The 19,914-nt window shown below is 44.4% G+C and carries 24 protein-coding genes; 18 read left to right on the forward strand and 6 right to left on the reverse strand.

Translation table 11 applies throughout. The annotated features are described in order from the left end of the window. Window positions 1-71: 71 nt before the first annotated feature. From KNO72_RS14005 to KNO72_RS15680, 5 genes are all read left to right on the forward strand, one after another. The gene (locus KNO72_RS14005; protein WP_214758586.1) at window positions 72-1,052 is read left to right on the forward strand and encodes a FecCD family ABC transporter permease; all 981 of its coding nucleotides are present in this window, start codon (window positions 72-74) and stop codon (window positions 1,050-1,052) included. Continuing rightward, window positions 1,049-2,095 (forward strand): FecCD family ABC transporter permease, encoded by a 1,047-nt coding sequence (locus KNO72_RS14010; RefSeq protein WP_214758588.1) that lies wholly within the window; start codon window positions 1,049-1,051, stop codon window positions 2,093-2,095. Before KNO72_RS14005 ends, KNO72_RS14010 begins: the two co-directional genes overlap by 4 nt. Next, window positions 2,092-2,898 carry an ABC transporter ATP-binding protein gene (locus KNO72_RS14015; RefSeq protein ID WP_074034811.1) on the forward strand — a complete coding sequence of 269 codons (807 nt, stop codon included), beginning with the start codon at window positions 2,092-2,094 and terminating at the stop codon, window positions 2,896-2,898. The genes KNO72_RS14010 and KNO72_RS14015 overlap by 4 nt, the downstream gene beginning before the upstream one ends. A gap of 221 nt (window positions 2,899-3,119) precedes the next feature. Beyond that, window positions 3,120-3,323 (forward strand): NAD(P)-binding domain-containing protein, encoded by a 204-nt coding sequence (locus KNO72_RS15675; RefSeq protein ID WP_251028365.1) that lies wholly within the window; start codon window positions 3,120-3,122, stop codon window positions 3,321-3,323. Continuing rightward, entirely contained in the window at window positions 3,290-3,571 is a 282-nt protein-coding gene (locus KNO72_RS15680) for an NAD(P)-binding domain-containing protein (RefSeq protein WP_251028366.1), read from the forward strand. The genes KNO72_RS15675 and KNO72_RS15680 overlap by 34 nt, the downstream gene beginning before the upstream one ends. A 39-nt stretch (window positions 3,572-3,610) precedes the next feature. Here the strand turns inward: KNO72_RS15680 and KNO72_RS14025 are convergent, their stop codons facing one another. Next, window positions 3,611-3,946, reverse strand: a complete 336-nt coding sequence (locus tag KNO72_RS14025; protein ID WP_015880594.1) for a TM2 domain-containing protein — start codon at window positions 3,944-3,946, stop codon at window positions 3,611-3,613. Between the two features lie 104 nt (window positions 3,947-4,050). Here KNO72_RS14025 and KNO72_RS14030 point away from each other — a divergent pair, with 104 nt between their 5' ends. Together KNO72_RS14030 and KNO72_RS14035 are read left to right on the forward strand one after the other, a co-directional pair. Then, the gene (locus KNO72_RS14030; RefSeq protein WP_015880595.1) at window positions 4,051-4,209 is read left to right on the forward strand and encodes a hypothetical protein; all 159 of its coding nucleotides are present in this window, start codon (window positions 4,051-4,053) and stop codon (window positions 4,207-4,209) included. Continuing rightward, window positions 4,206-4,604 (forward strand): hypothetical protein, encoded by a 399-nt coding sequence (locus tag KNO72_RS14035; protein ID WP_214758590.1) that lies wholly within the window; start codon window positions 4,206-4,208, stop codon window positions 4,602-4,604. Before KNO72_RS14030 ends, KNO72_RS14035 begins: the two co-directional genes overlap by 4 nt. A gap of 35 nt (window positions 4,605-4,639) precedes the next feature. On the opposite strand, the gene KNO72_RS14040 is transcribed toward KNO72_RS14035, so the two are convergent. Next, the gene (locus tag KNO72_RS14040) at window positions 4,640-5,875 is read right to left on the reverse strand and encodes an MDR family MFS transporter (protein WP_214758592.1); all 1,236 of its coding nucleotides are present in this window, start codon (window positions 5,873-5,875) and stop codon (window positions 4,640-4,642) included. 100 nt (window positions 5,876-5,975) lie between these two features. Between KNO72_RS14040 and KNO72_RS14045 the strand changes: the two genes are divergently transcribed. Beyond that, a complete protein-coding gene (locus KNO72_RS14045; protein ID WP_214758594.1) occupies window positions 5,976-7,601 on the forward strand; it encodes an ABC transporter substrate-binding protein in 1,626 nt (541 codons plus the stop codon). An 11-nt stretch (window positions 7,602-7,612) separates the two neighbouring features. Beyond that, window positions 7,613-8,014 (forward strand): hypothetical protein, encoded by a 402-nt coding sequence (locus KNO72_RS14050; protein WP_078146180.1) that lies wholly within the window; start codon window positions 7,613-7,615, stop codon window positions 8,012-8,014. 14 nt (window positions 8,015-8,028) lie between these two features. Here the strand turns inward: KNO72_RS14050 and KNO72_RS14055 are convergent, their stop codons facing one another. Together KNO72_RS14055 and KNO72_RS14060 are read right to left on the reverse strand one after the other, a co-directional pair. Beyond that, window positions 8,029-8,238, reverse strand: coding sequence for a YdiK family protein (locus KNO72_RS14055; protein WP_015880600.1), 210 nt, complete (start codon window positions 8,236-8,238; stop codon window positions 8,029-8,031). Window positions 8,239-8,254: 16 nt separating this feature from the next. After that, complete coding sequence (locus KNO72_RS14060) at window positions 8,255-8,950, reverse strand: CPBP family intramembrane glutamic endopeptidase (RefSeq protein ID WP_251028367.1); 696 nt, start codon at window positions 8,948-8,950, stop codon at window positions 8,255-8,257. A gap of 213 nt (window positions 8,951-9,163) precedes the next feature. Between KNO72_RS14060 and groES the strand changes: the two genes are divergently transcribed. From groES to KNO72_RS15690, 4 genes are all read left to right on the forward strand, one after another. Then, the gene (gene groES / locus KNO72_RS14065; RefSeq protein WP_015880602.1) at window positions 9,164-9,448 is read left to right on the forward strand and encodes a co-chaperone GroES; all 285 of its coding nucleotides are present in this window, start codon (window positions 9,164-9,166) and stop codon (window positions 9,446-9,448) included. Window positions 9,449-9,487: 39 nt separating this feature from the next. Further along, window positions 9,488-11,122: a chaperonin GroEL gene (groL, locus tag KNO72_RS14070; RefSeq protein WP_214732102.1), complete on the forward strand. Its 1,635-nt coding sequence runs from the start codon at window positions 9,488-9,490 to the stop codon at window positions 11,120-11,122. 341 nt (window positions 11,123-11,463) lie between these two features. Beyond that, on the forward strand, window positions 11,464-11,529 hold the full coding sequence (locus KNO72_RS15685; RefSeq protein ID WP_251028373.1) for a hypothetical protein: 66 nt from the start codon (window positions 11,464-11,466) through the stop codon (window positions 11,527-11,529). Window positions 11,530-11,793: 264 nt separating this feature from the next. Continuing rightward, window positions 11,794-12,633, forward strand: coding sequence for a DUF3895 domain-containing protein (locus KNO72_RS15690; RefSeq protein ID WP_251028368.1), 840 nt, complete (start codon window positions 11,794-11,796; stop codon window positions 12,631-12,633). 155 nt (window positions 12,634-12,788) lie between these two features. Here KNO72_RS15690 and KNO72_RS14080 read toward each other — a convergent pair whose 3' ends face one another. Next, window positions 12,789-13,073: a hypothetical protein gene (locus KNO72_RS14080; RefSeq protein WP_214758596.1), complete on the reverse strand. Its 285-nt coding sequence runs from the start codon at window positions 13,071-13,073 to the stop codon at window positions 12,789-12,791. A 259-nt stretch (window positions 13,074-13,332) separates the two neighbouring features. On the opposite strand from KNO72_RS14080, the gene KNO72_RS14085 reads away from it, so the two are divergent. Next, complete coding sequence (locus tag KNO72_RS14085; RefSeq protein ID WP_214758598.1) at window positions 13,333-14,373, forward strand: HNH endonuclease; 1,041 nt, start codon at window positions 13,333-13,335, stop codon at window positions 14,371-14,373. Beyond that, window positions 14,360-16,252, forward strand: a complete 1,893-nt coding sequence (locus KNO72_RS14090) for a DUF2075 domain-containing protein (protein WP_214748795.1) — start codon at window positions 14,360-14,362, stop codon at window positions 16,250-16,252. The genes KNO72_RS14085 and KNO72_RS14090 overlap by 14 nt, the downstream gene beginning before the upstream one ends. 6 nt (window positions 16,253-16,258) lie before the next feature. Here KNO72_RS14090 and KNO72_RS14095 read toward each other — a convergent pair whose 3' ends face one another. After that, a complete protein-coding gene (locus KNO72_RS14095; protein WP_214758601.1) occupies window positions 16,259-16,531 on the reverse strand; it encodes a hypothetical protein in 273 nt (90 codons plus the stop codon). A gap of 619 nt (window positions 16,532-17,150) precedes the next feature. Between KNO72_RS14095 and KNO72_RS14100 the strand changes: the two genes are divergently transcribed. The 3 genes from KNO72_RS14100 to KNO72_RS14110 all read left to right on the forward strand — a co-directional run bounded on the left by KNO72_RS14100 (window position 17,151) and on the right by KNO72_RS14110 (window position 19,911). Then, the gene (locus KNO72_RS14100) at window positions 17,151-17,381 is read left to right on the forward strand and encodes a DUF2188 domain-containing protein (protein WP_214758603.1); all 231 of its coding nucleotides are present in this window, start codon (window positions 17,151-17,153) and stop codon (window positions 17,379-17,381) included. 80 nt (window positions 17,382-17,461) lie between these two features. Further along, entirely contained in the window at window positions 17,462-18,847 is a 1,386-nt protein-coding gene (locus KNO72_RS14105) for a hypothetical protein (RefSeq protein WP_214758605.1), read from the forward strand. A 116-nt stretch (window positions 18,848-18,963) separates the two neighbouring features. Further along, window positions 18,964-19,911 carry a sugar-binding transcriptional regulator gene (locus KNO72_RS14110; protein ID WP_214758607.1) on the forward strand — a complete coding sequence of 316 codons (948 nt, stop codon included), beginning with the start codon at window positions 18,964-18,966 and terminating at the stop codon, window positions 19,909-19,911. Window positions 19,912-19,914: the final 3 nt, after the last annotated feature.

A 19,914-nucleotide genomic window follows, 5' to 3' on the forward strand; every position in this document is an offset into this window, starting at 1 on the left:
TGATTCTCACTGTCAACCCCTTTTTCTGGAACGCAATATTTGCTATGGTAGGAAAGGAAAGAAGTGAGGACATGAAAAAACCTTGGATCAAATTACTTTTCTTGATCATCTGTTTACCTATCTTAAGTTATATCTCCTTGCGCGTCGGTGTGATTGCGGTCAGCCATCAAGATGTGATGACGTTCCAAGCGAACGGGTCATCTCAAGCGATGATTGCGTTAGCCGACAATCGCATCCCACGGACGATCGTCGCGCTACTCGTCGGTAGTGTCCTAGGTCTCGCCGGGCTCATTTTTCAACTCGTGACCCGTAACCCGCTCGCATCTCCTGATATTTTGGCGGTGAATGCCGGAGCGAGTCTGGCCATCGTGCTCGTAACGCTTTTTGGGTTCAGTAGTATCGCCTCGTTCACGACAGCCTCGCTCATGGGAGCGTTTATTGCCGGTGTGATTGTCTATCTACTGAGTGCGAACGGAGGGAACGTCATGTATATGACGCTTGCCGGGGCGTCGCTTGCCGCTCTATTCAGTTCGTTCACCCAGTCGATCATCGCGTATGAGGAAGGCGCGCTTGATGAGGTACTGTTCTGGCTAACCGGATCGGTCGCCGGACGATCGCTCACGCTCGTCGAGACGTTGTTGCCATGGATGGTGGGGTCGGTCATTCTCGTTCTCTTGCTCAGTAAAGAGTTAGAGACGTTATCGCTCGGAGACCAGGTCGCTCGTTCACTCGGACAAAATGTCGGCATCATCAAGTTCGTCGCCGTGACGCTCGCCGTCGTGCTCTCCGCATTCGGGGTGGCACTTGCCGGACCAATCGCATTTGTTGGTCTGCTCGCTCCCCATTTGGCGAAATATCTGTTCGGGACGGCCTTTTTCGCTCGTCTCGCCGGAAGTGTCCTCATCGGTAGCGTCCTGTTGCTTGCGGCGGATATTCTGGGACGTATCATCCTGTTCCCACGCGAAGTGACCGTTGGGGTCGTACTCGCCGTCATCGGTGGGGCATTCTTCATCTATCTCGTCAGTGTCAGACAAGGAGTCTTTAAATCATGAAAACATATCGCTTTCGAAAAGGTCCTGTCTCGTTCACGCTCCGGAAGCGTGAAATCGAGTTGGCGCTTCTACTCGTCGTCGGATTGCTCGTGTCGATTTATTTCGGGCTCGCCATCGGTGACACATTCCTTAGTCCCGCCTCACTCGCTGCCCTGTTCATCGGAGCAGGGGATGCATTCGAGCAGCTCGTCGTCTTCGAGTTTCGGATGCCACGTGTGTTGATGGCAATCACTGCCGGCGCAAGTCTCGCCGTCAGCGGTCACTTGTTACAACTGACAATCAAAAACGAACTGGCATCCCCGGAGATTTTCGGGATTGTCGGAGGTGCAGGGGTTGCGACGGCTACGTTCTTCACCGTTTTCTCGGATGAGCGAACGAATCAGCTGTCAGTGCCGCTCGCCTATATCCCAATCGCTTCGTTCCTTGGGGCGCTTGTTGTCGGAATGTTCCTCTTCTATTTGTTGAAACGTGGAGTCCCACCTGTCCGGCTAGCACTTGTTGGGATCGGAATCAGCATCTTCTCGCAAGGGATCGTTCAGTTCATGATGCTCGCCTCGAACGTCTACCGAAAGAACGATATCCAACAATGGCTCACCGGTACCGTCTACGCCGCGACGTGGAATCAATTGAAGATCATGATTCCGTTCGTCCTTCTCTTTTTGCTGGCAGCCTTCTTGATTGAACGTCATGTTCGTCCGCTCCATATCAGTGAAGCGACAGCGACGAGCATCGGCGTACCGGTACGCGGGATTCAGCGTGGGACGTTGTTGCTTTCCTGTTTACTCGCCGGCATTGGTGTCGCCTTTGTCGGTGCAATCGGGTTTGTCGGGTTGATGGCACCTCATATCGCTCGACAAGGGTTGAAGCTCCCTTACATCTGGGCGACGCTACTCGTCGGGGCGACGATTGTCGTGTTGGCGGACGTACTTGCTCGGACGATTTTTTATCCGTATGAACTACGGACCGGCGTGATGACAGCCGTCATCGGAGCACCGTATTTCTTCTACTTACTTCGACGGATGATGAAAGGAAGCATGAGATGAACACATTTGATTTGAACCACGTAACCATCGGATATGAACAGAAGACGGTGCTCGATCAATTATCATTCTCCATCCCACATGGGAAAATCACCGTCCTTCTCGGCGCGAACGGCTGCGGGAAGTCGACGCTCCTCTCGACGCTTGCGAGACAGCGAGATGCACTAGGCGGGGAAATCGCATTTCGGAACAAACCGCTCGATTCGTATCGGGCGAAAGAGGCGGCTCGACTCATGGCATTCATGCCACAAGTGAACGTGGCACCGGATGGTTTGACCGTCGAACAACTCGTCCGATTCGGGCGTTATCCGTACCAGACGTTCTTCAAACGATATTCGGAAGACGATGAACGGGCCGTCGAGCGGGCACTCGCCTTCACCGATACGGTATCGCTCCGTGACACGCTCGTCAGCAACCTTTCCGGAGGACAAAAGCAACGAGTGTGGATCGCGTTGGCACTCGCCCAAGAGTCGGAGACGATTTTGCTCGATGAACCGACGACATATTTGGACATGTCGCACCAAATCGAGATTTTAGATTTGATGTATCGATTGAATCGATTGGAAGGAAAGACGATCATCATGGTACTTCACGACCTTCACTTGGCCTGTCGCTATGCAGATCATGTCATCGCATTAGCTGGCGGTAACGTGTATCGCGAAGGCAGTCCGAACGATGTCGTCGATGAGACGTTCATGAAAGACGTATTCGGTCTCAAAGTCGTGGTGACCGAGGATCCGCTATACGGGACACCGCTCTGTGTACCGTATTCACACTATGAGTTGAATGAAAAAAGACCGACCTGAACCTAGTCTGCGGACTAGGTTTTTTTACGGAAAAGCAGGGAAAAAGAGTAGGATAAGTGCGCGTCATGTTTTCTACCTAAAAGGAGGAATTTTTCATAGCTAAAAAGGAAAAACAACCGTATCACATCGTCACGTTCACGTTCCCATAAGAATCGATTTTAGACGGGCTTGCAGCAGAGTTCGGAGGAACGGTCACGCGGACAGACGAGGAGCTGTGAATCATGAAACTCGGAATTTTAGGTGCCAGGAAAGTCGGACGCACGCTCGGGGAGCAGTTCGAACGAGCAGGCTATGAGGTGCTGTACGGGACACGGACGGAGCGAGAAGGGACATTGACGCTACAAGAGGTCGCCTCGACGAGCGACCGGACGGGGTGTCGGGTGCGGAATATTTGCAGCGACTCATTCCGGATACGAAAGTTGTGAAGGCGTTCAATCAGACAGGGGTCGAGAATTTAGGCAATCCGAATGGGTCCGTCATGTTCGTCGCAGGTGAAGATGAGGAAGCGGTGCGGCTTGTTGTCGAGCTTTCGAACAAGATCGGCTTCGATACGCATCCGCTCCACGGGCTGAAACTTGCTCGTGAGCTCGAAGGGTTGGCGTGGCTGTGGATTCATCATGCGGTGAAAGAGAGAAAATCACGGGACTTCGCCTTCTACTTAACAGAACGTTGAAAGACGATCGGGGCGAAATGCCTCGATCGTCTTTTTTGATTAGAATCCTGTATAGCGATCAGAACGTGTTTGAAGCAGCTTAATCGTCTCGCGCTCAATCTGCTCAACTTCACGTTGTTGCCAACCTGGCATGAGGAACGCATCAACGAGTGCCCAAATGCCTGTGATGAATGCACCGAGACCGAGCGTCAAGACGACGAGTAGGACCATGGCGATTCCTGAACCGATTTTTTTGAAATAGAAACGATGCGCGCCAAATGCACCGAGGAAAAACCAAAGCAAGTAGGCGACGAGCAAGCTACGTTTTCGTTTTTCGACTTCGCTGTTCACGAGTAACATTTCTTCTGTCGTCAAATCCATACGCGAATCATACATAGGGCTCCAACTCCTTATCCATAATTGTTATAATGAGTTCGCACTCAAGTATATCGGAAAATGGATTTGTTTCCATGATTTCCTAAAAAGAAAAGAGGTTCTTTATGCTTTTTCCGATTTTGACGTTCATCGTCGCCTTCGTACACGTCGTTGGTGGGGCGATTGCCCTTTATCAATATCCACAATATAAGCGCATGGCCATCAGTGCCATCGTGCTCGGGTTCGTCTACGGTGGGTTGACCGTAGCTGTGATTGGATTATGAAGTGGGGGTCAAACGAATCACTTCGTTCGCGTCTTCAAATGCAGAGCGGCTATCAGTTGGGGACATACTTATTTTTAGGTCTCATCATTTTTGATTTACTCTTAGGCGACGTGCCAAAAACCTCGTTTGCGATGTATGCAGTTTTCTTTTACTTTTGGCAACGGGAGCGTGTAGAAAAAGAAGAGAAGAGGTTAGCCGAGAAGATGAAGCGGAAGTCGGATGAGTGGACCATCACACTTGTCGTCTTGCTTTGTTTAGTAGGCTATGTGCTCTCCCTTGGCCTACAATATCCATCCGTTTCGTTGCTCGAACTGAGCATTTACGGCTTCTCGACAATCTTCTGCATCCGGGCGTTGACCTTGATCTATGCGATGCACCAACAACAGCTTGACTAAAACCCATCCTTCCACTGAGAAAGGATGGGTTTGATTTAGGACGCGGCTCGTCGCAGGACGAGCTTTTCTTTTACATAGATGCCGCTATAGACGAGGAAACAGCCGAAGCTGACCAACAGTCCGATGTAGACGCTCATCATGAACGGGGTGAGAAGCGACCCAATCAAAATCGTCGAACGTGATAAGAAGTCGGCACCGGCGAACGAGGTCCCGGCAAACGCAGAGTACGCACCACGGCAGTCTTCTGGCATCATGTTCGCCTTCTCCGTGTTCAATACCGGCGAGTACAACAATTCGCCGAATGTTGCGATGAGCATGAAACCGAGAAGGAGCATCATCGAGTTCGCGCTTGTGATGACGGCGTACCCGATCGTGTACAACGCGAGTCCGCCGAGTAGCGTATGCTTGTTTGAGAAACGTGAGGCGAGACGTTGAATGAAGAATGTCAACGCGACGACGATGAGCGTGTTCTCGATTTGAATGAGACTCATCATCCGCACCCCGTTGATTGTCCATGATTCAATCGAGAGCGGTTCGAATGAATCGGCGAGCCGGACCGCGACATAACTGCCCATTGAGAACTCAGCAGCGAGGATACACATCGAGCCGAAGACGACTTTGACGAACGGACGGTCACGCCAGGCGATTTGATAACTTTGGAACACGTCGACGAAGACGAGCTTGAGCTTTTGTGAGGTCCACGTCCGTTTCGTGTCCTCGAGGAAGATGGCGTACGCGATCGGCAACATGCTCGACGTGAACGTCAAAATCCAAAATAGTAACAATTGATTGCTGACATAGAGCCAGCCCCCGAGTGCCGTCCCAATCGTGATGGATAAGTTGATCAACCAGTAATCGAGCGCGTACACGGCTTTTCGGTTCTCAGGCGTTGTCGCATCGATGATGATGGCGCTCATCGCAGGCCGCCCGAGGTTGTTCGTGACCGTGAAAATCGTATAGGCGATCATGAAAATAATCATCTGGTCGAACTGAAGACTGAGCGTCATGACGAGAAACATCGAGGCTGTGAGACTTGCCGTCAACACGAGAAGTCGCTTTCTTGAAAACTTATCGGCGAGATAGCCCCCGATTAACCCGATCACGTATCCGAGACAGACAAGCGAGATCAAGAAGACGCCCGCGATCCATTCATTGAACGCTTTGACAAAGAGAAGTGCCATGAACGGCATGATGGCGAATGAGACCGAACGATTAAAAAATGATGTTACGAGTCGAACTTTTATTGGTTTAGGTATATCTTTCCATTTCATCTTGTCACCTTCCACTCTGTAACTGTATGATAAACAAGACAACGGATTTGAAAAATGGACGACATGGAGAAATGATGTCCACTTTTAAGGGGGATGTGACGTGGATGCGTATTTATTTCGATTGTGGAAAGAGTGTCGGGACGGAGCGTACACGATTTCCGATATGGCGGAAGCCATTCATTTAAGCCCGAAACAGACGAAGCGTCATTTGGCACGGTGGCAAGAAGAAGGGTGGCTCACGTATACGAGCGGACGCGGACGGGGGAATTTGACGCGTCTCGAATGGTTGCGTCACGTCGAGCGTGATTTAGCTAAACAGTTGCTCGAACGCATGGAGAAAGAGTCAGTCGAGGCAGTGACGAATCAACTGGAGTGGGACTGGTCGCCTGCGCAGGCAGGTCGGTTCATGCGCCAGCTCGAGAAGAAGTTCGGTTACGTCCAGACGTCGAGCGATGCGCTCATCATCCCGCGCCGTCGCCACTTTTTGACGACACATCCGCTCGAGGCGGCTGACATCCACAGTGCCCACCTCGTCCAGAACGTCTTCAATCGTCTGTTCATGATTGACGCGTCTGGTGAGGTCACAGGGGAGCTTGCGCATCACTATGAATGGCAGGGAAGTACGCTCGTATTGTTTCTTCGGAAAGGGGTCCGATTCCATGACGGGTCGCTCATGACGAGTAAAGATGTGACGAAAAGTTTACGCACACTCGTTCAGTCGGATGCGTATCGGTATATGTATCGGCACGTCCGGCATATCGCATCGAACGGCACGTATCGCGTCGACGTCACGCTCGACCGGCGTCGGAATTCGTACATCCCGAAACTGTCGATGATTCATACGAGTATCGCTAAAGGAAGTATCGGGACGGGGCCGTTTCAATTGGATCGCCACGACAAGGAGAAGACGGTCCTCCTCGCCTTCGAGAATTATTTTGGGGTGCGGGCGCTCCTCGACCGGGTCGAGTTCATCAAAGTGCCGGACGGATACGATCCGACGTATCGCATCTCATCAAGAGATTCCAAAGAAACCGGACACATCTCGACACCGTCCGGGTTCGGGCTTGTCATCTTGAACAGTCATCCGAATAGTGTGTTCGCGAATGAAGAGGCGCGGCATTATATGCATCGCTTGATTGCGGAGATTCGACCGGAGATTGGGACGTTGAATGAGCGAAGAACACCGAACGACCGAGGGTTTCTCGGTTCGATGAGCGAGACGTATCGCATTCCAAAAGGAACACCTGTCTCGTTCGACCGACCGATTCGCATCAAACAGACGGACTTCACGAACGATACGACCGACTGGATTGCCGAGATGTTGACACGTCATGGGATTGCCTATGAGTTCGTGCCCATCAGCTTCAAAGATTCGATTCATGACAAGACGTATTATGAATACGTCGATTTGGTCGTTCACGGGGAAGTGTTCGAGCGGAACATCACGCTCGGGTTTGAACAGTTCATGACGAACGAGTACTCGCCTCCTCATAAAGTGTTCCCTTATATAGAGGGGATGACCGAGCGAGTTGGGCAATATGATGACCTGCCGTTTGAGGACTGGTTGCCGCTGCATCGAGAGATCGAGCGCGAGTTAAAAGAGAAGTCGTACTTTATCCCGCTCTATAACGAGGAGCGGACCATTCCGTTCCCGGTCGAGCTGAAGGACGTCTGTATCGACTTGTTCGGTTATTTTGATTTTGCGAAACTATGGATTCCATCATAAGGAGGGATATTTTGCGTAAGAAGTTACTCATTGGGTTTATGATTTTTTTTGTAGGACTGTTTTTGTTTGCGCTATGGGATGGTGTGTTTCTTAGTATGACAATTGTGGGTCTAGGATTCACCATCTATGGTTATCGACACGAAGAGATTGAGAAGCTTGAGGAAAAGGTGAGCAAAAGAATCATGAGACAAGTCGATGCGACACTCATGAACATCACGATTTACGGTTTGCTGGTCATTGGCGTGGTCATCAATTTCTTCTTGGATGAACCACAGATTCTACTGATTGATGCCATTTATGTATTATTAGGTGTGGTGTTCGGTTTGCGTGGACTGCTCATTCGGAGTGTCTATCAAGAAGAAATACAGGATCAATCGAAAGTTACAGCCATAAGAAAAACCCCGAGCTCGTAAGGCTCGGGGTTTCGTTATGCGGATTTGTCCGTGCCTTCTTTTTTGACTTTTCGGGCGAGTGCCAAGATTTGATACACTTTGAAAAAGTCGTAAGCGGCGACGGCGATGATAAAGTACGTCCAGAAGCTGAAGCCGTACTCTTGTACCGAGAAGTACGCGAGGACGGTGAACAACACACCGAACGATAGACTGAAGAGCATCATCACTTTTAATTGTCGCGGCATAACTGCCACCTCATTTCTACATTAAAAATAGTACGAGCATCACGAGCGCGTTGTTAAACGCGTGGATGGCGATTGGAACAATCAATCGTCTTGTCTTCGCATATGCGTAAGAGAATGCGAAACTCATCGCGATATACACGAGGAACCGATTGTCTTGGTGGATGAGTGCGAATAAGATCGAACTGACCCCAAAGGCAATCCAGAAACCGAAGCGCGCGTTCAAGTTCCCGAACAAGATATGACGGAAAAGAATCTCTTCGATGATCGGTCCAAGCAAGACGACCGGCAAAATCATGAGTGGAATGACTTCCACCATATCAGCGATGTTTTGTGTGTTCATCGACTCGACGAGTTCGCCCGAGATGGCCGTCTCAATCAAGTTCGCCACGATGACGAGCCCGTATTGCATCAAAATCCCGAGCCCGATCCATTTGACCGTGTCGTTCAAGTTCGACTGGATGCCTTGGGCTTTGTATTGTTTCAAGTCCGGCCAGATGAGCAAGATTGACAGAACAATCGTCACACCGAACCCGATGGCGAGCCAGAGCCCGACGAACGTTTCCGTCAACCATTCCGGTCTTAACGCTTTAATCACGAGCGGGAACAGTTGGACGAACGCATATAGTAAAATCGGGGTGAGGTGCCGGAGACGAATGTTAGGCGCCATCGAAAAACGGGTATTTATCGATTGGTTTGAGTTTAGTGTAGCCAATTCAACACGTCCTTAATCATAAGAATGAACCTACCTTTTTCTCATTGTAACAAATAAGTTCTCTTGACCGCGAGTAAGAGCATTTTTTAATGTATCCCCCTTGATTTTTTTATCGACACATACTACACTAATCAGTGTTAGCACTCCTTTTAACTGAGTGCTAAAACCTTACGATACACATTACATCATTCATATTCGGAGGAGGGTTTTTCCATGTTAAAACCACTAGGCGATCGTGTCATCATCGAAGTCGTGGAGAAAGAAGAAAAGACGATCGGGGGCATCGTGCTTCCTGATACGGCGAAAGAAAAGCCGCAGCAAGGGAAAGTCGTCGCAGTCGGTACAGGCCGCGTGACGGACGAAGGCAAGCGCATCGATCTCGACGTGAAAGAAAATGATTTGGTCATCTACTCGAAGTACGCAGGTACCGAAGTGAAGCATGATGGAAAAGAGTACTTAATCGTTCGCGAGAGCGATATTCTCGCAATCGTAGGCTAAGCACCATTATTCAAAAACTTTTTTAGGGGGAAATGAACGATGGCAAAAGATATTAAATTCTCAGAAGATGCACGTCACGCGATGCTTCGCGGCGTCGACGCACTCGCTGACGCAGTCAAAGTAACGATTGGACCAAAAGGACGCAACGTTGTCCTCGAGAAGAAATTCGGTTCACCACTCATCACAAACGATGGTGTGACAATCGCGAAAGAAATCGAACTCGAAGACCGCTTCGAAAACATGGGCGCGAAACTCGTTGCGGAAGTCGCGTCGAAGACGAACGAAGTCGCAGGGGACGGTACGACAACAGCGACAGTCCTCGCACAAGCGATGATTCGTGAAGGACTCAAGAACGTCACGGCGGGCGCGAACCCGATGATCCTTCGTAAAGGAATCGACAAAGCGGTCACACGTGCGCTTGAAGAGTTGAAAGCCATCTCGAAACCAATCGAGTCAAAAGAAGCGATCGCACAAGTTGCGGCCATCTCGGCAGCGGACGAAGAAGTTGGCGAATTGATCGCAGAAGCGATGGAGCGCGTCGGTAACGATGGTGTCATCACAATCGAAGAATCACGCGGCTTCACGACTGAGCTCGACGTTGTCGAAGGGATGCAGTTCGACCGTGGATACTTGTCACCATACATGATCTCAGACTCTGACAAGATGGAAGCGTCACTCGACAATCCGTACATCTTGATCACAGACAAGAAGATCTCAAACATTCAAGAAATCATCCCTGTGCTCGAGCAAGTCGTGCAACAAGGGAAACCGATCTTGATCGTCGCAGAAGACATCGAAGGCGATGCACTCGCGACACTCGTCTTGAACAAACTCCGTGGTACGTTCAATGCAGTAGCCGTCAAAGCACCAGGATTCGGTGACCGTCGTAAAGCGATGCTCGAAGACCTCGCGACACTCACAGGTGGTCAAGTCATCACAGAAGACCTCGGTCTCGACCTCAAATCAGCATCACTCGATATGCTCGGTCGCGCATCGAAAGTCGTCGTCACAAAAGACACAACGACTGTCGTCGAAGGTGCAGGGAACGAAGACGCGATTAAAGCACGCGTTCAAACGATCCGTAACCAAATCGAAGAGACAACGTCTGACTTCGACCGTGAAAAACTCCAAGAGCGTCTCGCGAAACTCGCAGGTGGCGTAGCCGTCGTCAAAGTCGGTGCAGCTACAGAGACAGAACTCAAAGAGCGTAAACTCCGCATCGAAGACGCACTCAACGCGACACGCGCGGCCGTTGAAGAAGGAATCGTGGCGGGTGGTGGTACATCACTCATCAACGTCATCCCAGCCGTTCGTGCGTTGCTTGCAGAAGTGACAGCGGATGAAGCAACTGGCGTCAAACTTGTCCTTCGTGCACTCGAAGCACCGGTCCGTCAAATCGCGGAAAACGCTGGTGAAGAAGGTTCGGTCATCGTCGAGAAACTCAAGAACGAATCAGTCGGTGTCGGCTACAACGCGGCAACTGGCGAATATGTTGACATGATCGCACATGGTATCGTCGATCCGGCGAAAGTGACGCGTTCAGCACTCCAAAACGCGGCATCTGTCTCAGCGATGTTCCTCACAACAGAGGCCGTCATCGCAGACAAGCCAGAAAAAGACGCTCCTGCAATGCCTGACATGGGCGGCATGGGTGGAATGGGCGGTATGATGTAAGTCATATGCCTTCACAGGAACCATTCATCAGCGAAAGCTGGTGGGTGGTTTTTTTGTTGTCAGTGATGCTTCAAAATGATTAAAGTCAGTTCACTATTTGTCTTCTCTACCAATTGTATTCTTAAAGAGATACAGATGTTATATAATGGAATAAATCAATCTGAAAAGTAATATAATGTATTTTAATAATCCGTTTTAATTAGGGAGGGATTGATTTTGCAGGAAGCGATATATGAGGGAAAGAACGTAACTTTATCAGTTTTATTAAATGAAAAGCGAGAAATTCGTGAACTGAAAAAAGTTCGGCTAAAGGGGCGTTTAGCTGCCCATATTGTAATGAAATGCTTATCATAAGGGCCGGGAGTGATCGGGTTCACCACTTCTCTCACAAGCAATCAAAATCTTGAGAACTTTCTATTGTCGCTACTGAAAGTGACAAATATCAAGAGCAGATTAAACGAGAGTCAAAACAGCATTCGGTTATAAAAAACTTTATTCATGATGAACTGAAAGCTCAACAAAAAATAAATAAGGAACTCGAAGTTGAATACGGTTTTGTAGCAAAAGCGACTGAAAAGTGGCGTTATTATCCTGATATTATCGTAAAAAATGTAGATAAAGAAATTGCGATTACGGTGCTTACCAATGTAACACAAAATCGAGATGAAAAATTGGCTAAGCAAATTATTAAACGGAATACATACTTCAAAGAAAAGGGACTTATACCCATTTGGTTCATTGAAAATACAGAACAGTCGATTGATTTAGGTCGTCATGTGATCCACTTTTGGGAAGCTGAGTTAAATCTGGCGATGAAAACTCCTGAAGATTTAATGTGGGAAACATTATTGAATGAAACAGCGTGTGATCAATCCTTATTCGAACTATTTGATTATCATCACCAAAATACTCCGAATTTTTATAAGGTTCGAAGCCTTTACTATATCCAATCTAAAGAAGATAGTATCCAATTCTCTGTTCGACGCTTTATTGAAGATGAGCAAAAAAGTCCATTCCGAGCATTTGCGTTAAACGGAGGATATGAAATCAGTCTATCTACTGCCTTGTTGACTACTCAAACATTACAACTAAGCGATCCTAAAATCGAAATGCAGCTAAGAGATTCCTTTCTACAAGAATTGAAGCAGAAGAAAAATGAATATATAGCGAAACAAAAAGAAATCGAAGACGCAAATAGAACTGAATTACTAAACAAGCGTTACGATTCATCAAAACGCCAAGTAAGCTCGAAGAATTTGCTATTAAAATCTCATTTTCGAACGGCAATTTTAGAATATATCAAAACTTGCAGTTCAAGATTGATGAATGCTGACGATGTAGCAGAATATCTAATGCTCAATGGTGCTTCAAATGAGTGTTACAATACAGGACGCTACAAAATTTACTCAGACGTCTGTGCTTGTCTCGATCAATTAGCCGAAGAGAATATAATTGAACTTTCGTCAACTGGTGGGCAACGAGATAGAACTTATGCTGTAAAAACTATATAAAATCATTAAAATGCTTAGAAAGAGCAAAGAATCGAGTAGAATCCAGAATGGCACTTTTGATAACAGATTGTATGCGTTTGAAGTTATTAAATGAAAATTCAAATCACCTATACATTTCAATGTTGAGATGTAGAGGTGACTTATCGTGCAAAAGATTACTGGGCTTGTCTTCCTTCGAACAGGCGTTGTAGGAAAAAGTTTTTCTGCTCTGAGCGAAGACCTTCAAGATACTCCAAGTAGTCAATTTTTTGGATTGAACCAACGGAACGCTTTTTTGTTCCTGGCATTTCACTGATGATTTCCATTACGTCGACCGTAGTTGAACCGCGGGGCATTACTAGATATCTTGCTACACTAATTTCTTTTCCTTTCCCTACATGTCCATAGCGCACAACTGCTTTCCAATAGGACCACTCTGTAATCGCCTCATTAGTATCCATAATATCTCATCCCTTCTTCTAATGTTCATTGAATTGAAAGTCAATATTCAACTACGTTATTAAGTTGATTTTAGAAAACGAACGAGAATAAGGTATGTAATAAAATTGACTAAGGTTAATATTTTATGAGGTGTAGTCAAAAGTGCAACAGACAAAAGTTGAAAGACGAAAAATAAAGCAGTGGCCTCGTGTAGTATAAAGTTACGACGCACCTATATTAATACATGATTTTATTTCTAACAGAGAAGGAGAATTTGAAATGGCCACACCGATTACAATTTTTAAAAACAATCAGAAACTAAGGGAAGAGTCGAATATTCAATTAGCAGCAACATTCTTCTCAGACCTTTTAAATTTAAATAAGTCGAAATGCTTTAACGCGATTGAGAGAGGCTATACATATAACATTCCATTTTTTGACCAAGAGGATGAGTATCGATTTATTGCTCCAAAGGATATTGCATTAAAGAGAAGGATTGAATTAGAAGAGAGAGACCATCATAATGCCCGTCGGATTTGGCTCATCCCAGCAAATCCGAATGAATATGACTTAGAGAGTGCTTTTGGTCGATATGATTTTTTACATTGGAGACGGTCCTTCAACTATGAAAATGGGGACATTCTATTTATCTATCTGTCTGGCCATATTCAGAAAGTACGTTATAAAGTTGAAGTAATTGAAGGGGTTGTGCGCTCTTCAGATGTGAGTTATGATCGTACATTTCGGAAAGGTGAAGTTCAGTTTGAGGATTCTAAAGAATTGGACTGGTCTCGCATTCGTTTGTTAGACGAAGTAGACAATGACCTATTGTCTTTAGAATATTTGCGAGAAAATGGATTGAAAGGAAATGTTCAAGGGTCGATGAAGTTGATAGGAGAACTGAAAGACTACATCACTTCGTTTTTCGACAAAGATTTAACCGCTGGGTATTATGCAGACGAAGTGCCAGAATTATTAGAAGAAGGCAAACGAAAAATCGTTTCAGTTAATACGTATGAACGTAACCCGCTCGCACGTAAACGATGCATGGAATACTACGGGGTGAGCTGTCAGGTTTGCCAAATCGACTTCGAAAAAATATATGGTGAAGTCGGTAAAGATTTTATTCACGTCCATCACATTAAACCACTTCATGAGATTGGACAGAATTATGTGGTAGATCCAATAACTGACTTAAGACCGGTTTGTCCAAATTGCCATGCGATGCTACATCGAAAAGAAGGTGGCGAGTACTTAACGATTGAACAGCTGAAAAATAGAATAAAATCTAACCTTGGAGGAAATCATGATCATTTATAACGAACCGAAGTACATGTTTGTAGAGCACATTTTAGAAAAAGAAATTAGTTATATCCTTAGCAAAAACATCGAAGAAAAAATGAATCGACGCGTTAGTGCTTCCGAGATGACTTCCTGGGAAAACTCACTTTCAGAAATGATGCGAGTCATTCGAGGAGAATCGATACCTGATGACGTTAATATTCTTCTTGAGTTTAATTTACCATCAACTCAAAAACGAATTGATTTCATTATTGCGGGGAAAGATGTGGATGGTCAAAAGAATGCGATTATTATAGAGCTAAAGCAATGGACGAAGGCTGATCTCGCTGAAGGAGATGGTATTGTTCAAACCGCATTTCACGGGAGAACCCAATCGACCGTCCACCCGTCTTATCAAGCTTTATCGTATCGCCGGTACTTAGAAAATTATCTCGAATCAGTAGATCCGATCGAGTCTGATATAACACTTGATTCATGCGCTTATTTACATAATTATATTCGGTCAAGGAAACATGAAAATGAACCTTTATTGAATGATCGATACAGCCATTATTATAAGGAAGCACCGATTTATTTCAAAATGGATGACCTTCGTTTAGCTGATTATGTAACGAAACGAGTCGGTGCCGGTCAAGGGTCAGAAATCGCGTCAGAAATTGAGACAGGAAAACTGAGACCTTCCAAAAAATTAGTAGAAACATTAAATCTAATGTTTGAGGGGAACGAAGAGTTCATTTTGTTAGATGAACAGAAAGTTGCCTATGAACAGATTTTAACGATTTATACTGAGCATGTGTTACATACGGACGAGAAGCATGTTGTATTAATTAAAGGTGGACCAGGGACTGGGAAATCTGTAATCGGTTTAAACGCTTTAAAGGCACTAGTGAATGAGCAGGCATTAGTCGAGTATATAACGCCGAATGCAGCTTTCCGAGAAGTCTTACGAAAAAAACTAGTAAGACAAAAGAGCATGATTGAAATTCGAGATATGTTTAAAGGTTCCGGCTCTTACGTAGATACTCAAATGAATAAAATTGACGTATTAGTTTGTGATGAGGCGCATCGATTAAAAAATCATGGACATATGCAACGAAAAATTAAAGGAGAGAATCAAGCGACTCAAATTATTCGGAGTGCGAAAATGAGTGTTTTCTTTATTGATGATGAGCAAATGATTTCGAAGAAAGATATTGGGTCATATTCATTGATTAAAGAGGAAGCCAAGAAGCAAAATGCTATTATTCACGAATTAACATTGGATTCTCAATTTCGATGCGGTGGATCAGGTAACTATATTGAATGGATAAATAGATTTTTTAATAATGAAGAGGATATTGAATTAGACGGGTCATATGACATTCAAGTGCTAGACTCACCACAGGAATTAATTGATGAGGTCGTGTCGAAACGTGACGGTCGCGTTACGGCAGGGTATGCATGGAGTTGGACGAAAGAACGATTAAACGGACAGCTTGTTGCAGATGTACAGATTCCCGAGCATGATTTCGCAATGCCTTGGAATGATTCAAAACGTTTAGACTGGGCTATTCATCCAGATGGACGTGAACAGATTGGGTGCATTCATACAGTACAAGGATTAGAAATGACATATGCAGGAGTAATCATCGGTCCTGATTTAGGTTATGATCCACAATCAAGACAATTGATTGTACGGCGAGAAGAATTCAAAGATAGTGGGGCTAGACCGGCAAAACCGAAGAAGAATGAAATGGACGCTCTTGAGCGGCTCGTGAAAAATACGTATCGCACATTAATGACTCGGGGGATGAAGGGGTGTTATGTGTATTGTTGTGATCCTGAACTTCAAAAGTATTTTAAGCAGCGGATAGCTTTTACGAGTAATGAATATGAAAATGTAACTAGAGAAGTTTGACTCTAGTTACATTTTTCTTTCGGTTAAAAAGTTAGAATGATCAATCAAGTAGACGTGGACAGGTTTTGATAATGACTCAAACGTATCACTATCAATAATAGTGTCTCTAGAAAGCAACACAATATATCTTCCATCACCATTTGGATACTCTGAGTAGTAATCCACAATATCTAAGGGATGGAATACATGTTCTATCTGACGACCATTTTTAAATTCAAAAGGAAAATTTATTTCGTTTGTAAATGAAAACGGAATCATTAATTTGTTGGCATTAAACATGAAGGAAGATCTCATTTCAATTAAAAGGACAAATTGAGCAAGCTACGTTCAGTCGATGAACTTGCTAAAACGTATTGCTTTATTTCAAGAAGAAGTACTATCTATGAAACGAAGGGTTATTTTTTTACAGGCAGCAAATGAAGGACGAAAACTAGAGACACTATTAATTACTGAATCAAAGAAGTCAAATCAATCATTATTAAGGATAGTGACACATTAGGATTTAGCAAATTTTGAATAGTTGTGTTCTTTAATAAACTATATATTGTGTTCAATTATATAATTTTATTTATTTTAAAACTATATATAGGATATCCGCTTTATTTTTTCTGGATATAGTGGTACGTTGATAATACGAACGAATGATCTGTTTTTATAGAAGGCGGTGATAGATTGAAACGTATCACGGTAAAAATTAATCGAAAAAGTTTAAAAAGAAATATTCGGGCAGTTGAGAAAAAAATTAATTGTGAGATAAAAAAAGAAATAAAAAAAGTCAAGTGAGTTTTGCAGAACTCGCTTGACTAGCTATAAAAAGACTAGTTTATTTTATCAGATAAAACTTTGAATATAAATAGATGATTCGTTCGTAATCTATTATCAAAGGAGATGATATTCAATGAGTAAAGGAAAGAATCAACATGTGACTCCACATAAGGATGGCGGCTATCAAGTGAAAGGTGCTGGAAATCAAAAAGCAACAAAGACATTTGATACACAGCGAGAAGCGATTAACTTTGGAAGAAATATTGCTATGAACCAACAGTTTGAGCTCGTCATTCATAACAAGCAAGGAAAAATTCGTGAAAAAAACACTTACGGATTTGATCCATATCCACCGAAAGGCTAAAAATAGTTGAACTTGAATGGTGTGTCTCATGGCACATCATTCTCTGTACAGTTAAGGGAATTTTATCATAGGAGGACTTTATGCAAACAAGTGAGTATATTTTACGGAACTTTCGCCGTGGAGAGTTAATTATTTTATATTACAGCGATGTGCTGAAACTATTTCCACATTTTGAATATAACGTTCAAAAGTCGATTAAAAAATACAATTTGCTTGAAAGTGAGAATACGTCAACCTCGCCTTCCTATACATGTGCAATCCCTTCTAATTTGGAAAAGTCTTTTGGACAACTATATAATGATGCACTTACTGAATTTAAGTTTGATATTCCAATCTCATTGAATTCTAATGAAGAATTGAAGTGCCATTTGTGCAATACGAAATTAAAGAGACAGAAAGTAAAAATGACAAAACGGAAAAGTGATAAATTTTTCTTCATTGGAGTAGATTGTGCCAAGCAGTACGCGAATGAAGAGTATCGAAAATCGATTGATGCTGAGTATCGTCTACTACGAGAAGTTGAACTCAATGACATATTGGGGGACACTCTTATGAAAGTAAAATTGGCAGAACAAGAATATAAGTCATCTATTTATCAAATGCCAGTTTTTCTTCAAAATCAGCTAAGAGAATCACAGATAGCAGTATCAAAAAGAACGGAAAAGTTAAAATCGAAAAAACAGCCTATTCAAAAAGAAGAATCAGCTGTGAGAGTTATAGAAGATCATCTAACTCAAATACTGTTTATTTATGATGACTTTACAAAACATGTGCGATATGCACCACGTGCAAATACATACAAAATTACAAAAGCAATGCATCATGAGATGCAAAAGAATAAATTCTTTATAGACAAAATGTTAGATCATCCGATTACCAATGGTTATTTACCGATTAGGTATTGGTATCAAGTGAATGAAGCCGAATTTTCTCAAGATATCATAAACCAATTGATGCAATCCGAGTTTTTAAAACACTATGATTTTCAGTACAACTTAACGAAACGTCTCTACAATTTGTTACCTAAGAGTAATCAGGCAAACCAATACGGTGAGGTCGAGATTACCCATTATTCTTTTGTAAACTTGTTGTTAAAAGGGAAGAAAAATCAATTAATCTTTAGTGATATTTTATCTGCTTCTCGCTTTTATAAGTTGAACAGTATCATTCGATTTTTGACTAAAATACAGCCACTACTTCATTCGAAAAAATATGAACTACTATTTTATTCAAAACGAGATCATGAGCTTTATCTCAAGAAAAGTGGTTCAAATTCCTATTATAAAATTGAATGGTCCATTAACGTAGAACGACAATTAAAGAAATTGTGGTTAAATCCTTCTAAGATGGATTTAGAAAGTATTTTGCCTGCAAAAATGCGAGAAAAGCAATGGCGCACGGCAATAGAATTTTTACTAGAAGCAGAAAGAAGAGAAGAGACTCAGTTGATCCGTTTTAATAAATAGATTAAGTACGAACCCCGCGTCACGACATCGATCGTGACGTGTTTTTTGTGTCTTTTTTATCTTGATTTGCACAATTGTTCATTAAAGTGTACATTTGTGCAAAGGGGTGTGGCTGAATGTCAGAAGAACTGAAGAGGCTTTATGAAGTAGCGTATTTGTATTACGAACAGAATCAAACACAACACCAGATTGCAGAGACGCTCGATGTCAATCGGGCCACGGTTAGTCGCATGTTGAAACGGATTCGGGAGTTAGGAATCGTGAAGTTTCAAATCGATTATGATCGCTTTCAATCAATTGACGTGGCAGTCCAACTAAAAGAGCAGTTCGGTCTAAAGCATGTCATCCTTGTACCTGAAAAGTCAGGACAACGCGAAGAGACGTTACAGCGTATGGGGGAAGCGTGCGCAACATACATCGAGTCGGTGGTGACCGACAACGATGTGATCGGCTTTTCTTGGGGGACAGCACTTGCTGCCGTCGTGGAAGCACTCAAACCGAAAGAAGCGTATTCAAGTATCCAATGCGTGCCACTCATCGGTGGACCGGACGGAAAACTCGAAAGTCGTTTCCATGCGAATACGTTAGCGTATGACGCCTCACGGAAATGGCGTGGACGTTCTAAACTAATCGATGTTCCTGCTATTTTACCAGATGCTGCCATCAAACAAGCATTGACGCAATCAACACATGCTCAGGAAGTCGTGGAGCTGTGGGGGCGGATGAACATCGCCCTCTTTGGAATCGGTTCGGCCCAACTGAATCAGGAATCCAATTGGTTGGCTTTCTATGGCCAAACGTTTACCGAAGAAATGAACGAACTCCAAATCATCGGAGATCTTTGCTCGCACTTTTATAATCAAAACGGAAAGATCGTGACCACTTCGTTATCGGATCGAACAGTCCATATTGAGCATCAACAACTCGCAAAGGTGCCACTTAAAATCGGGGTGGCCTATGGAAGTGAGAAAGTAGAGGCGATTCGAGTCGCAGCCGAGCATCAGTTACTTGATGTCATCGTGACAACCGATCGTACAGCCCAACAACTGTTACAGGGGGAATGAACG

Source organism: Exiguobacterium sp. s123 (assembly GCF_018617075.1).
Taxonomy (GTDB): Bacteria; Bacillota; Bacilli; order Exiguobacteriales; family Exiguobacteriaceae; genus Exiguobacterium; species Exiguobacterium profundum.

Excerpts from the sequence above, each read along its gene's own strand:
- KNO72_RS14005 (WP_214758586.1), top strand. The coding sequence starts at position 72 with ATGAAAAAACCTTGGATCAAATTACTTTTCTTGATCATCTGTTTACCT.
- KNO72_RS14010 (WP_214758588.1), top strand. The coding sequence starts at position 1,049 with ATGAAAACATATCGCTTTCGAAAAGGTCCTGTCTCGTTCACGCTCCGG.
- KNO72_RS14015 (WP_074034811.1), top strand. The coding sequence starts at position 2,092 with ATGAACACATTTGATTTGAACCACGTAACCATCGGATATGAACAGAAG.
- KNO72_RS15675 (WP_251028365.1), top strand. The coding sequence starts at position 3,120 with ATGAAACTCGGAATTTTAGGTGCCAGGAAAGTCGGACGCACGCTCGGG.
- KNO72_RS14025 (WP_015880594.1), bottom strand. The coding sequence starts at position 3,946 with ATGTATGATTCGCGTATGGATTTGACGACAGAAGAAATGTTACTCGTG.
- KNO72_RS14030 (WP_015880595.1), top strand. The coding sequence starts at position 4,051 with ATGCTTTTTCCGATTTTGACGTTCATCGTCGCCTTCGTACACGTCGTT.
- KNO72_RS14035 (WP_214758590.1), top strand. The coding sequence starts at position 4,206 with ATGAAGTGGGGGTCAAACGAATCACTTCGTTCGCGTCTTCAAATGCAG.
- KNO72_RS14040 (WP_214758592.1), bottom strand. The coding sequence starts at position 5,875 with ATGAAATGGAAAGATATACCTAAACCAATAAAAGTTCGACTCGTAACA.
- KNO72_RS14055 (WP_015880600.1), bottom strand. The coding sequence starts at position 8,238 with ATGCCGCGACAATTAAAAGTGATGATGCTCTTCAGTCTATCGTTCGGT.
- groES (WP_015880602.1), top strand. The coding sequence starts at position 9,164 with ATGTTAAAACCACTAGGCGATCGTGTCATCATCGAAGTCGTGGAGAAA.
- groL (WP_214732102.1), top strand. The coding sequence starts at position 9,488 with ATGGCAAAAGATATTAAATTCTCAGAAGATGCACGTCACGCGATGCTT.
- KNO72_RS14080 (WP_214758596.1), bottom strand. The coding sequence starts at position 13,073 with ATGGATACTAATGAGGCGATTACAGAGTGGTCCTATTGGAAAGCAGTT.
- KNO72_RS14085 (WP_214758598.1), top strand. The coding sequence starts at position 13,333 with ATGGCCACACCGATTACAATTTTTAAAAACAATCAGAAACTAAGGGAA.
- KNO72_RS14090 (WP_214748795.1), top strand. The coding sequence starts at position 14,360 with ATGATCATTTATAACGAACCGAAGTACATGTTTGTAGAGCACATTTTA.
- KNO72_RS14095 (WP_214758601.1), bottom strand. The coding sequence starts at position 16,531 with ATGTTTAATGCCAACAAATTAATGATTCCGTTTTCATTTACAAACGAA.
- KNO72_RS14100 (WP_214758603.1), top strand. The coding sequence starts at position 17,151 with ATGAGTAAAGGAAAGAATCAACATGTGACTCCACATAAGGATGGCGGC.
- KNO72_RS14105 (WP_214758605.1), top strand. The coding sequence starts at position 17,462 with ATGCAAACAAGTGAGTATATTTTACGGAACTTTCGCCGTGGAGAGTTA.
- KNO72_RS14110 (WP_214758607.1), top strand. The coding sequence starts at position 18,964 with ATGTCAGAAGAACTGAAGAGGCTTTATGAAGTAGCGTATTTGTATTAC.